This window comes from Janthinobacterium sp. BJB304 (assembly GCF_002735765.1).
Classification (GTDB): Bacteria; Pseudomonadota; Gammaproteobacteria; order Burkholderiales; family Burkholderiaceae_D; genus Janthinobacterium.
This window is the reverse complement of sequence record NZ_PDZN01000002.1, coordinates 220,094-232,192: the sequence shown is the minus strand read 5'-3', so window position 1 is coordinate 232,192 and position 12,099 is coordinate 220,094. Positions and strand designations below refer to the sequence as shown.

Here is a 12,099-nt window from a genome sequence, read left to right as displayed (position 1 = left end):
CCATGGCTGTGCAAGCTGCCGTGGCCGGCCTGGCAGCGCGTCCGCTGGCCCTGCTGGCGGGCGTGGCCTGCGCGCTGGCCTTGCGCCACTATCCGCTGGGTCACGGCTGGCCCGGCCTGCTGTTTGCAGCGCTGCTGCCCGCGTATTTCCTGCTGCTGTGCTGGCGCCCCGCCTGCTGGCTGTTCTGCGTGCCCGCCCTGCTGCCCGTGCTGGACCTGGCGCCGTGGACGGGCTGGTTCTTCCTCGAAGAAATCGACGTGCTGCTGTTGCTGACGGTGGCCTGCGGCTACTGGCGCCTGGGCGGCCCCATCCAGCGCGCCGCGGCCACGCTCCCGCCCGCCGCCCGCGTCTGTTTGCTGCTGTGCAGCCTGGCCTGGCTGGCGGCGCTGCTGCGCGGCGTACTGCCGCTGGCGCCGCTTGACCTGAACGCCTGGGATAATTACTTGAGTCCCTACAACAGCCTGCGGCTGGGCAAGGCCTGGGCCTGGAGCATGCTGCTGCTGCCGCTGCTGCTGCGCGACGGGAATGCTTCCGCCCTGCGCCGCTACGCGCTGCCGGGCATGCTGGCCGGACTGGCCATGGTGTCGCTGTTCGCGCTGTGGGAACGGGCCGTGTTTCCCGGCCTGACGAACCTGTCGAGCGACTACCGCATCACGGCGCCGTTTTCCGCCATGCACACGGGCGGCGCCGCGCTCGACGGCTACCTGGCGCTGAGCCTGCCGTTTGCCGCACTGTGGCTGGCGCGCGCCCGCAGCCGCTGGCAGGCGGCGCTGGCCTTGCTGCTGCTGGCCCTGGCCTTGCACGCGGCGTTCGCCACGTTTTCACGCGGCCTGTACGCGGCCCTGGCGGCGGCCATGCTGCTGGGATTCTGGCAGACCGTGCGCACGGCGCACGGCGAGGCGCGGCGTCCGCCTGGCCGCCCGCCCGTGCGCGGTGTGCTGCTGCGGCTGCTGCTGGCCGGGCTGGGCACCGTCCTGCTCGTGTACATGTTCAGCCTGGCCGGCTACCGGGGCTTGCTCGCCGCCGTCGTCCTGCTCGCGGCCAGCTTCGTGCTGGCGGCACGGCCCTTGCCATGGCGTCTGGCGCCGGCTAGCCTGCTGTGTGCGTTGTGCCTGCAGGGCTTGCTGGCCGCCTGGTGGCCGGAGCCGGCGGGCCAGCACGCGGCCGGCTGGCTGAAAGGCCCGTATTTCCTGTTTCTGCTGGCGGCCGTGCTGCTGGCGGCCGTGCTGTGGCCCGGCGCTGGCGCCGCCAAAGGACCAGTCAGGCTGGGCCTGGCGATGATGGCGTGGACCATGCTGGCATGCAATCTCGCCTGGATAGGCTGGCACTGGGCCGGTGCTGCCGCCCTGCTGCCGGCCGGCCTCGTCGTGCTGCTGGCCATGCTGATGCTGGGCAACGGACGCTTGCGCCCGCCCCTGTGGCGGCTGGACCGCGCCAGCCTGAGCATCGCGGGCGCGGCCGGCATCCTGCTGCTGCTGGCCATCCCCGTGTCGGCCAGCTATTACGCCACCGAACGTTTCGCCACCACGGCCTTCGACATGCAAGGCCGCTTGCGTCATTGGCGGCAAGCGCTGGCCATGCAGCCGTCCGACCTGGCCAGCCGCCTGTTCGGCACGGGTAGCGGCAGCTTTCCCGCTACATATTACTGGCACAATCCCCAGCGCGAGGTACCGGCCAGCATCGCGTATGCCGAGGAAGGGGGAAACCGGTATGTGCGCCTGGCCAGTCCCGGCTACAGCGCCGGTTATGGCGAGCTGCTGCGGCTGCTGCAACGCCTGCCCGTGCAGCCCGCCACGCGCTACACCCTGGCGCTCGACGTGCGCCGAACGGGCCCCATGCCCGTGCTGCAGGTGCGCCTGTGCCAGCGGCAATTGCTGTATGCACAAGGCTGCGTGAATGTTCCGCTGCGCCTGCGCCCTCATCCGCCCGGCAGCCCCGCGGCGGCCTGGCAGCATGACGAAGTGCCGTTCGACAGCGCCTGGCTGGGCGCGGGCGCCTGGCTGCTGCGCCCGCCCGTGCAGCTGGAACTGGCGGCCAGCGGGGTGGCTGACTCGTCCGTGCTGGAAGTCGACAATCTGAGCCTGCGCGCGCCCGGCGGCGAGGAATTGATCGCCAACGGGCGCTTTACGCAGGCGAATAATTACTGGTTTTTCAGCAGCGACCACCATCACTTGCCGTGGCACATCAAGAGCATGGCGCTGCATCTGCTGGTGGAAACGGGCTGGTGCGGCGCCCTGTCCATGCTGGCCCTGCTGGCCGTGGCCGGCCGGCGCCTGCTGCGCCAGGCCAGGGGCGGCGATTCCGGCGCGCTGGCCTGCGCCGCCGCCCTGCTGGGTTTCCTCGTCGTCGGCCTGTTCGACAGCCTGCTCGACGTGCCGCGCATCGCCCTGCTGTGCTATCTGATGCTGCTGTGCGCGCTGCTGAGACCGGCCCACTCCCCGCCACCTCCTGCCCTTGAAAGCGCGCCGCCATGAAAGCCCTGCCGTTGACATGCTTTTCCGCCCTCCTGTTTTGCCTTGCCTTGGCCAGCGCGCCTTGCCGCGCCGATGCTCCGCTGGCGCAAACCATCGCGCGCATCAAACCATCGATCGTCGGCGTGGGCAGCCTGCAAAAGACGCGCACGCCGCCGATGAATTTCATCGGCACGGGCTTCGTCGCCGGCGACGGCTTGAGCGTGCTCACTTGCGCCCATGTGATCCAGAAACTGCTCGACGCCAATCCGAACGAAGTCATCGGCATACTCACGGGCCAGGGCGAGGCAGCGCAATTTCGCCCCGCCAAGGTCCAGGCGCTGGACACGGAACACGACCTGGCCTTGCTGCGCCTGGCGGGCGCGCCCCTGCCTGCCCTGGCGCTGGGTGACGCGGCCACGGTGCGCGAGGGCCAGGCCCTGGCCTTCACGGGCTTTCCGCTCGGGACCTTGCTCGGTTTGCACCACGTGACGCACCGCGCCACCGTGTCATCGCTGACGCCGGTGGTCATGCCCAGCGAAAACGCGCAGCGCCTCGACGTCCGGCGCCTGGCGCAGCTGCAAAAAGCGCCTTACACCGTGTTCCAGCTGGACGCGACGGCGTATCCGGGCAGCAGCGGCAGCCCGCTGTTCGATCCCGAGACCGGTCTCGTCTACGGCATCGTCAACATGGTGTACGTCAAGGGCCTGAAGGAGGCCGCCATCAGCGCGCCGAGCGGCATCACCTACGCGATTCCGGGCGGCTACATGCAGGCGATCTTGCTGAAAAACAAATAAACCTCAGTTGCGCCCCTGCCTCAGCCGGTCTGTAATACCGGGCTCATCCCATGTCGGAAAAAAAAAGGGGTAAAACGACCGTTCACCCCCATGCTGTTCCATCAGGCCACCGTATTTGCGGATCTGGGCCCCCATGTAATCGAGGTCCAGCCGTAGCAGCACGGCCGGCGCCCCCACGCGCGTGCACTCGCGCTCGCCGCCGAAGTCCTGGAAACCCAGCATGCGCTTGTAAAACACCACGTGGCGCGGGTTGACTTCGATCACGTAATCCGTAAAGCCGTGAATATTGTGGGCATAGATATAAGAAATATGAATCAGCGCCGCAAACACGCGCTTGCTCACCCCCTTGTCGATGGCCAGGCGCGACGGTTCGCACAGGCGCCGGCCCTGCTCGCGCAGGACGTCGAGCTTGTCGCGGAAGTTTTCATCGGCGGGCAAGCCCGTCTCGTCATTGTCAAGGCACAAGGTCATGGTGCCGACGGTGGTGCCGGCCGTTTCCGCAAACAGTGTGATTTTATTGAGCGCATGGGCCGTGCCGGGATCGACGGCATAGCCGCGCCAGCCGTACATCTTGCGGATCAGCAAGCTGGCCGCTTCGCGCCGGCCACGCGAATTGGCCATGCGGATATGAAAGCGCTGCAGGTCGAGCTCATGCTCCATGGCCGGGTCGATCTGCCCCTCGCCCACCACCAGGTCGCTGAACGTACCTGGCGTGTCGAAGGAAATAATGGGTTCATCTTCAAAGCTCATCTTGTCCTCACGTTCATCGGCAGCCGTCGAGACGGACTGAAGCCAATGCCTTGTGACAAGAGAAAAACGGGAGAAGTTCCCACCTTTAGCTAAAAAAACAGAAGAAATCTGTCTTTAGATAGCAAAATAACACGCTGAAATTTGCCGAAAAGTACAAAATGACAAATATAAGTGCTGTTTTGACACTGCCGAGGCCGCTGCTAAAAAAAGCTCTCCGGGATCAGTAAAACGTCGCCCGGCCGCATCATGACATTGGCGGAAATATCGCCCTCCTTCAGCAAATCGTCGAGCCGCACCGCCAGCTGCTGCTGGTTGCCTTCGCGCATGCGGATGATGCTGGCTTTGTTGCCAGCAGCGAAGTCGGTGATGCCCCCCACGGCGATGAGCACGTCCATCAGCGACATGCCCTGCCGGTACGGCAGCGCCTGCGGCTTGGCCGCCTCGCCGATCACCCGGATCTGCTCGCCATATGGCCCCGAGAAATTGGTGACGATGACCGTCACCACGGGCTGCTGGATGAACTTGCTCAAGGCTTGCTCGATGTCGCGCGCCAGCTGGGTCGACGTCTTGCCGCTGGCGGCCAGATCCTCGACCAGCGGCGTGGTGATCTTGCCGTCCGGCCGCACGGCCACCGTCAGCGACACTTCCGGATTGCGCCAGACGATGATGTTGACGGAGTCGCCCGGACCGATCAGGTAATCGTGCATGGGAGCGCTGTCGTCGGAAGGCGCCAGCGGATAGCGGGTGCGGCAGGCGCCCAGCAGGCTGGCGGCGCCGGCCAGGACCAGCGTGTTGCAGAGAAATACACGGCGAAATGGATTCATGCGGAGCCTCTTCGAGTCGATGCGCGTCCATGGGCAGCCCCGCAGAACCAGCCTGGGCCGCGAACTTCCTATGATTATTAAAACCCGGCAAGTGAACCTTGAGGCGTATCAAGAAGCAATCATCTTGGGAAATCTTGCTCCGCAGCCGCCCTATACTTTGCTTACTCAACAGACAAGCATTTCTTGCAAGATGTCGTCGTTGTCCGCGCCGCCAACCCATCTGCCGTGCAGCACCGTCACCTGAAGGAAGCGACATGGAAGAATTGATACAGCAACTGCTTTCCGGCTTGAAAGGCATCTGGAAGTACCGCTGGCATGCGGTGCTGGTGGCGTGGCTGGTGGCCATCGGCGGCTTCATCAAGGTGATCACCCTGCCCGATGACTACCAGACGTCGGCGCGCGTGTTTGTCGATACGCAAACCATCCTCAAACCGCTGATGGCCGGCATGACCAGCGTGCCGAACACGGAACAGCAGGTGGCCATCATGAGCCGCACCCTGCTCAGCCGCCCGAACGTGGAGCGGGTCATGCGCATGGCCGACCTCGACCTGGACTCGAAGACCGTGCGCGAGCACGAGGCCCAGCTGGACGAGTTGATGAGCCGCATCAAGATCACGGGCACCAATGCCTATGACATCTACACCATCAGCTACAGCGGACGCGATCCCAAGCTCGTGCGCGACGTCGTGCAAAGCCTGCTGACCATCTTTGTCGAAGGCAGTTTCCAGGGCAAAAAAGGCGATTCGCAGAAGGCGGTGCAATTCATCGACGAGCAGATCAAGAATTACGAGGACAAGCTGAGCGCGGCGGAAAACCTGGTGAAGGAATTCAAGATCCGCAACAACCTGCTGCTGCCACGCCAGGGCATCGACTATGGCAGCCAGTTGCTGATGTCGTCCGATAGCCTGAACAATGCCAAGCTGGAACTGGTCGAGGCGGAACAGGCGCGCAAGGCCATCCAGAGCCAGATCGAGGGCGACGAGCCCGTGCTCGACATGGAGCCGAACGCATCGTCCATCACGAATCCCGAACTCGACGAACGCATCGCCTCGCTCAACAAGAACCTCGACAACCTGCGCATGCAATTTACGGAATTGCACCCCGACATCATCGCCTCGAAGCGCCTGGTGGCCCAGCTGGAAGAGCGCAAGATCGAGGAAAGCAAGCTGAAAACGGCGTCCGGCGACCCGGGCAAGAACTACAGCCCCATGCTGCAGCAATTGAAGGTGGCGCTGACGGACGCGGACGCCAAGGTGGCCGCCATCCGCGCCCGCGTGCAGGAATACACGGCGCGCAACGAACGGCTGCTGGCGCAGAGCAATGCCGTACCCGAGGTGGAATCGCAGCTGGCGCAGCTCAACCGCGACTACATCATCAACAAGGAAAACTATGAAAAGCTGATCGGCCGGCGCGAAGCGGCCAAGCTGTCGGGCGAACTCAGTTCCACCACCGAAATGATGGCATTCAAGATCATCGACCCGCCCACGGTGCAATATGCGCCCGTCGGCCCGAACCGCCCGCTGCTGTTCAGTGCGGCCCTGGGCGCGGCGCTGGTGGCCGGCGTCGCCACGGCCCTGCTGATCAGCCAGGTGCGCCCCACTTTCCTCAGTCCCTCGGAACTGCGCGATGCGACGGGCTTGAACGTGCTGGGCACGGTATCGATGAACTGGACGCCGCTGCAGCAGGTACGCCGCCGCCGCGCCCGCTATGGCTTCGGCGCCTGCCTGGGCAGCCTGTTCCTGCTGTACGGCGGGGTCATGACGGCCGCGCTGCTGAAATTCTAGAGCCACCAAGGGAGCGACGATGAGCAGCAAGGACAGCGGCAAGCAGGAACCCACGATCCTCGGCGTGGCCGAGGCCAGCGTGCCCTATGGCGTGGATGGCGCGCAGGCGGCCCGGTCGTCCCAGTACCGGACCTTGAACCTGGACCGGCTGGCCGAGCAAGGCATGCTCACGCACGATGGCGGGCGCAGTTCGGTGGCCGAGGATTTTCGCATCATCAAGCGCCCGCTGCTGCGCCAGGCGCGCGCCAGCGGCGCCGAGGCCATCCGCCACGGCAACCTGATCGTCGTCACCAGCGCCATGCCCGGCGAAGGCAAGACCTATTGCGCCATCAACCTGGCCATGAGCATCGCCATGGAAATGGACATGACGGTGCTGCTGGTCGATGCCGACGTGGCGCGCCCGTCCGTGCTGAAAGTGCTGGGCCTGCCGCCGGAACCGGGGCTGATGGACGTGCTGCTCGACCCGCAACTGGCGATGGCCGACGTGATCCTGAAAACCAATGTGGCCAATCTGAGCATCCTGCCCGCCGGGCGCAGCAACAAGCACGCGACGGAATTGCTGGCCAGCCGGGCCATGAGCCGGCTGCTGGCCGAAATCGCCAGCCGCTATGGCGACCGCATCGTCGTCTTCGATTCGCCGCCCTTGCTGATCACCAGCGAAGCGCACGCGCTGGTGGGGCAGATGGGACAAGTGGTGATGGTGGTCGAGGCGGAAACAACGACACAGCACGCCGTCAAGGAGGCGCTGCGCCAGATCGAGTCGTGCGAACACATTCATTTAATCTACAACAAGACCAAATCGTTCCCCGGCAACGACTACTACGGTTATGGCTATTACGATTAGCCGCGGGGTTTCGCTACCGCCGCCGCTGCTGCTGCCCTTGCTATCCCTGCTGCTGCCCCTGCCGGCCGGCGCCGTCGACTGGCTGGTGAAACCATCGCTGCGCCTGCGCGAAAGCTATACGGACAACGCCTTGCGCGCGCCGCCGGGCCAGGCGCAATCGGACTTCATTACGGAAATCACGCCCGCCATCGCCCTCATCGGCACGGGTCCCCGCCTGCGCGTGCACCTCGACTACAGCTGGCATAAATACCTGTCGGGACAGCGCGCCGATACGGACAACCACGAACTGCACGCCTCGGCCGACGCCGAACTGGTCAAGGACTGGTTCTTCATTAATGCGGACGCCAGCGTAAGCCGGCGCAACATCTCACCGTTCGGCCCGCAGCTGATCGACGACCTGCCCGACACGGACAATACCAGCACCGTGCGCACCACAGGCATCAGCCCCTACCTGCGCCACCGTTTCCGCGGCCTGGCCACGGCCGAGCTGCGCTACACGCGCAACACGGTCGATAGCGGCGACGACCTGCTGTCCGTACACAGCGATGAAATGGAATTGCTGCTCAGCGGCGAGCCGCGCGGCAACGGCTGGACCTGGAACGCCAGCCACGACGTACGCCGCACCCAGGACAGCAAGTTGGCGCCCGTACGCATGCAGCGCAGCAGCGTGGGCCTGCGCTATCCGTTCAACAGCAAATGGTCGGCCACGGCCAGCGGCGGCATGGAAAAGGAAGGTTATATCTCTACCAGCGGCAAGGCGCCTGAGGGCCGCTTCTGGTCGCTGGGCAGCGTGTGGACGCCGTCGCCGCGCACCAGCATCGCCTTCAGCACGGGCAAGCGCTTTTTTGGCACCACCTACAGCCTGGACGCCAATTTCCTGCAGCGCCATACCAACTGGCAACTGAACTACAGCGAAAACATCACCACCATGCCGACGCAGTTTTCGCGCCTGGGAAACCGCGACGCGGGCCAGTTGCTTGATCAATTGTGGCGCGGCATCTTTCCCAACGCGCGCGACCGGCGCCTGCGCATCGATGCCTTCCTGCGCTATGCCAACAGCCTGGGGCCGGAACGGGGCGCCATCAATTACTTCAGCCACCGCTATTTCCTGCAAAAGCAGCTGAAGCTGACGATGGCGCGCGCCACGGCGAAAAGCACGATGATCGCCGGCATCACGGCCGTCGACCGCACGGCGCAAACGGCCAGCGGCATCGACAGCGGCTTGCTGCCCGGCGTGGAATTCGGCAGCGAAGACCGCACGCGCCAGATCGGCGGCAACCTGGGCTGGAGCTGGCAAGCCAGTTCGCGCACCAGCGTGAATGTCAATGCCGGCTACGCCAGCGTGCGCTCGCTGAGCGTGCCCCGGCGCGACAACAACATCACCGTGACGGCCGGTTACACCCGTATTCTGCAGCAGAACATGACGGCCAGCATCGACGTGCGGCATACGCGGCACGCCAGCAATCGGGGCGGCGACTACCGCGAAAACGGCGTCAGCGCCACCCTCAACATGCAATTCTAAGGAGCCCGCAATGTCCGCCCCCTCTCTTGCGTCCGCCGCGCCGGCGCACCTGCTGTGCGTGGTGGCCGCACGCCCGAATCTGATGAAGATGGCGCCCATCCTGGCCGCCCTGGCGCGACAGGCGCCCGCCGTGCGCGTGACCTTGCTGCATACAGGCCAGCATTACGACACGGCCATGAATGGGCAATTGTTTACGGACCTGGACCTGCGCCCGCCCGACATCGCCCTCGACGTCGGCTCCGGCAGCCACGCGCAGCAGACGGCCGAGATCATGCGCCGCTTCGACGCCGTGCTCGACGCGCATCCGCCGCTGGCGCCCGATGCCGTGCTGGTGGTGGGCGACGTCAATTCCACCCTCGCCTGCGCGCTGGTGGCGGCCAAGCGCGGCACGCCCGTGATCCATGTCGAGGCGGGCCTGCGCAGCGGCGACCGTCGCATGCCCGAGGAAATCAACCGCGTGCTGACGGATCAATTGTCCGATCTGCTGCTCACCAGCGAAGAAAGCGCGCGCGCCAACCTGCTGCGCGAAGGCATCGCCCCCGAACGCATCCATTTCACGGGCAACGTCATGATCGACAGCCTGCGGCAGCAGCTGCCGCGCGCAGCCGAGCCCGCCGCCACCCTGCGCGCGCACGGCCACGCCTGCCCGCCCGCGTATGGACTGTTGACCTTGCACCGTCCCTCGAACGTCGATGATCCGGCCCAGCTCGCAGTGCTGCTGCAGGCGCTGGGGCAACTGTCAGTCCGCCTGCCGCTGCTGTTTCCCATCCATCCGCGTACCCTGGCCGGCCTGCGCCTGGCGGGCCTGGAACCCTTGCTGGCGCGGCACGCCATCGTCCGCCTGCCGCCGCTGGGCTACCTGGAAATGCTGGGCCTGATGCAGGAGGCGCGCCTGGTGCTGACGGATTCGGGCGGCATCCAGGAAGAAAGCACGGCCCTGGGCGTGCCCTGCCTGACCCTGCGCGCCAACACGGAGCGCCCCGTTACCGTGACCGACGGCACGAATACCCTGGCCGGCACGGACCCGGCCGCCATCCTGGAGATGGCCAGCACCATCCTGGACACGGGCGGCAAGCGCGGCCGCATTCCGCCGCTGTGGGATGGGCGCGCGGCCACGCGCATCGCGGCCGTCATCGCGCCCTGGCTGGCGGCACGCCGGGGACAACCATGACGGCGCCTTCCTCTTTGATATTGCGCAACGCGCTGACCATCGACGTGGAAGACTATTTCCAGGTCTCCGCCTTTGCGCCGCACATCGCGCGCGCCGACTGGCCGCGCCTGGAATGCCGGGTCGAGGCGAACATCGAGCGCATCCTGCTGCTGCTGGACAGCCGCGGCATCCACGCCACCTTTTTTACCCTGGGCTGGATCGCCGAACGCTATCCGGCCATGCTGCGCCGCGTAGCAGACGCCGGACACGAAGTGGCCAGCCACGGCTATGCGCACCTGCGCGCCAGCGAGCAGTCGGCCGCGCAGTTCTCCGACGATGTGCGCCGCAGCAAGGCCATCCTGGAACAGTTGACGGGGCTGGCCGTGCGCGGCTACCGGGCGCCCAGCTTTTCCATCGGCGCGGCCAACCTGTGGGCATTCGACGTGCTGCAGGAAGCCGGGTACCGCTACAGTTCCAGCATCTACCCGATCCGCCACGACCATTACGGCATGCCCGATGCGCCCCGCTACGGCTGGCGCCCGCGCGGCCCGCATGGCGTGCTGGAATTGCCCGTCAGCACGGTACGCCTGCACGGGCGCAACCTGCCGGCCGGCGGCGGCGGTTATTTCAGATTGATGCCGTATGCACTGTCGCGCTGGCTTTTGCGACGCATCAATTCGCGCGACGGGCAAGCTGGCATATTCTATTTTCATCCTTGGGAACTCGATCCCGGCCAGCCGCGCCCGCCAGGCCTCAGCGCCAGGACGCGCTTTCGCCACTACCTGAACCTGGGGCGCATGGAAGCACGGCTGGGGCGCCTGACCCGCGACTTTGCCTGGGACCGCATGGACCGTATTTTTCTGGAAAGCACATGATGCACGAGGCCAGCCTTGCTCCCGTTCCGGCACAGTCCAGCACCGCCATCGCCGTGCGGTCCCTGCAGGGGCACGAGCATGCGCGCTGGGATGCCTTTGTCGACACGTGCCCGGAGGCGACCTTTTTTCACCGGGCCGGCTGGCAAACCGTCATGGAGCAAGGTTTTCAGCACGACAGCTATTTCCTGTACGCGGAACAGGAAGGACGCATCGCCGGCGTGCTGCCGCTGGCCCATTTGCGCAGCCGCCTGTTCGGTTCCTCCCTCGTCTCTCTGCCGTTTTGCGTCTACGGCGGCATCGCCGGCGGCGGCGCGGCCGTGCGCCAGGCGCTCGACAGCGCCGCGCTGGCGCTGGCCCGGCGCCTCGGCGTGGGGCACCTGGAATACCGCTGGCGCGAAGTGCACGAAAATGCGCAAGAAAACGCGGGTGCATCCTGGCTGTACCAGCCACTGTACGCGACCTTCCGCAGGCCTTTAAGCCCCGATGCCGAACAGAATCTGCTGGCCATTCCCCGCAAGCAGCGCGCCGTCGTGCGCAAGGCCATAGCGGCCGGCCTGCACAGCGCCATCGACTATGACATCGACCGTTTCTACCCGATCTATGCGGCCAGCGTGCACCGGCTGGGCACGCCCGTCTTCGCGCGCCGCCATTTTGCCCTGCTGCGCACGGTCTTCGGCGACGCCTGCGAGATCCTCACCGTGTATCAAGGCCAGCAGCCGCAAGCGAGCGTGCTGCTGTTTTATTTCCGCGACGAAGTATTGCCGTATTACGGCGGCGGCAACGTCCTGGCGCGCAGCACGGGCGCCAACGACTTCATGTACTGGGAAGCGATGCGCCGCGCCTGCGCGCGCGGCTACCGCCTGTTCGATTTCGGCCGCAGCAAGCTGGGCACCGGCGCCTTCGACTTCAAGAAGAACTGGGGTTTTACGCCGCAGCCGCTGCCCTATGCCTGCCAGCTCGTGCGCGCCAAGGCCTTGCCATTAGTCAATCCGCTGAATCCGAAATACGCGCTGTTCATCCGCGCCTGGCGCCGCCTGCCGCTGCCGCTGGCCAACCTGCTGGGACCGCACATCGTGCGGCAACTGGGCTAAGCAAGGAGACTC

Annotated in this window: 10 protein-coding genes; 8 read left to right on the top strand and 2 right to left on the bottom strand. The window is 65.7% G+C overall.

The annotated features are described in order from the left end of the window. The first annotated feature begins 2 nt into the window (after positions 1-2). Positions 3-2,474, top strand: coding sequence for a hypothetical protein (locus CSQ95_RS03020; RefSeq protein ID WP_099408422.1), 2,472 nt, complete (start codon positions 3-5; stop codon positions 2,472-2,474). Then, the gene (locus CSQ95_RS03015; protein ID WP_099408421.1) at positions 2,471-3,247 is read left to right on the top strand and encodes a serine protease; all 777 of its coding nucleotides are present in this window, start codon (positions 2,471-2,473) and stop codon (positions 3,245-3,247) included. Before CSQ95_RS03020 ends, CSQ95_RS03015 begins: the two co-directional genes overlap by 4 nt. A 3-nt stretch (positions 3,248-3,250) precedes the next feature. On the opposite strand, the gene CSQ95_RS03010 is transcribed toward CSQ95_RS03015, so the two are convergent. Continuing rightward, the gene (locus CSQ95_RS03010; RefSeq protein ID WP_099408420.1) at positions 3,251-3,997 is read right to left on the bottom strand and encodes a long-chain N-acyl amino acid synthase; all 747 of its coding nucleotides are present in this window, start codon (positions 3,995-3,997) and stop codon (positions 3,251-3,253) included. Positions 3,998-4,197: 200 nt separating this feature from the next. Further along, the gene (locus CSQ95_RS03005) at positions 4,198-4,821 is read right to left on the bottom strand and encodes an XrtA/PEP-CTERM system exopolysaccharide export protein (RefSeq protein ID WP_099408419.1); all 624 of its coding nucleotides are present in this window, start codon (positions 4,819-4,821) and stop codon (positions 4,198-4,200) included. Positions 4,822-5,075: 254 nt separating this feature from the next. Here CSQ95_RS03005 and CSQ95_RS03000 point away from each other — a divergent pair, with 254 nt between their 5' ends. From CSQ95_RS03000 to CSQ95_RS02975, 6 genes are read left to right on the top strand one after another with little or no spacing between them, the layout of a single operon-like run. Next, on the top strand, positions 5,076-6,605 hold the full coding sequence (locus CSQ95_RS03000) for an XrtA system polysaccharide chain length determinant (protein ID WP_099408418.1): 1,530 nt from the start codon (positions 5,076-5,078) through the stop codon (positions 6,603-6,605). Between the two features lie 19 nt (positions 6,606-6,624). After that, positions 6,625-7,449, top strand: a complete 825-nt coding sequence (locus CSQ95_RS02995) for an XrtA-associated tyrosine autokinase (protein WP_099408417.1) — start codon at positions 6,625-6,627, stop codon at positions 7,447-7,449. Continuing rightward, positions 7,433-8,971, top strand: a complete 1,539-nt coding sequence (locus tag CSQ95_RS02990) for a TIGR03016 family PEP-CTERM system-associated outer membrane protein (RefSeq protein WP_099408416.1) — start codon at positions 7,433-7,435, stop codon at positions 8,969-8,971. The genes CSQ95_RS02995 and CSQ95_RS02990 overlap by 17 nt, the downstream gene beginning before the upstream one ends. Before the next feature lie 10 nt (positions 8,972-8,981). Further along, positions 8,982-10,142 carry a non-hydrolyzing UDP-N-acetylglucosamine 2-epimerase gene (gene wecB / locus CSQ95_RS02985; protein WP_099408415.1) on the top strand — a complete coding sequence of 387 codons (1,161 nt, stop codon included), beginning with the start codon at positions 8,982-8,984 and terminating at the stop codon, positions 10,140-10,142. Beyond that, positions 10,139-10,996, top strand: coding sequence for an XrtA system polysaccharide deacetylase (locus tag CSQ95_RS02980; RefSeq protein ID WP_099408414.1), 858 nt, complete (start codon positions 10,139-10,141; stop codon positions 10,994-10,996). Before wecB ends, CSQ95_RS02980 begins: the two co-directional genes overlap by 4 nt. After that, a complete protein-coding gene (locus CSQ95_RS02975; RefSeq protein WP_099408575.1) occupies positions 10,996-12,087 on the top strand; it encodes a FemAB family XrtA/PEP-CTERM system-associated protein in 1,092 nt (363 codons plus the stop codon). The genes CSQ95_RS02980 and CSQ95_RS02975 overlap by 1 nt, the downstream gene beginning before the upstream one ends. Positions 12,088-12,099: the final 12 nt, after the last annotated feature.

Coding starts and splice junctions, on each gene's coding strand:
- wecB (WP_099408415.1), top strand. CDS start 8,982: ATGTCCGCCCCCTCTCTTGCGTCCGCCGCGCCGGCGCACCTGCTGTGC.
- CSQ95_RS02990 (WP_099408416.1), top strand. CDS start 7,433: ATGGCTATTACGATTAGCCGCGGGGTTTCGCTACCGCCGCCGCTGCTG.
- CSQ95_RS03020 (WP_099408422.1), top strand. CDS start 3: ATGGCTGTGCAAGCTGCCGTGGCCGGCCTGGCAGCGCGTCCGCTGGCC.
- CSQ95_RS02975 (WP_099408575.1), top strand. CDS start 10,996: ATGCACGAGGCCAGCCTTGCTCCCGTTCCGGCACAGTCCAGCACCGCC.
- CSQ95_RS03005 (WP_099408419.1), bottom strand. CDS start 4,821: ATGAATCCATTTCGCCGTGTATTTCTCTGCAACACGCTGGTCCTGGCC.
- CSQ95_RS03015 (WP_099408421.1), top strand. CDS start 2,471: ATGAAAGCCCTGCCGTTGACATGCTTTTCCGCCCTCCTGTTTTGCCTT.
- CSQ95_RS02980 (WP_099408414.1), top strand. CDS start 10,139: ATGACGGCGCCTTCCTCTTTGATATTGCGCAACGCGCTGACCATCGAC.
- CSQ95_RS03000 (WP_099408418.1), top strand. CDS start 5,076: ATGGAAGAATTGATACAGCAACTGCTTTCCGGCTTGAAAGGCATCTGG.
- CSQ95_RS02995 (WP_099408417.1), top strand. CDS start 6,625: ATGAGCAGCAAGGACAGCGGCAAGCAGGAACCCACGATCCTCGGCGTG.
- CSQ95_RS03010 (WP_099408420.1), bottom strand. CDS start 3,997: ATGAGCTTTGAAGATGAACCCATTATTTCCTTCGACACGCCAGGTACG.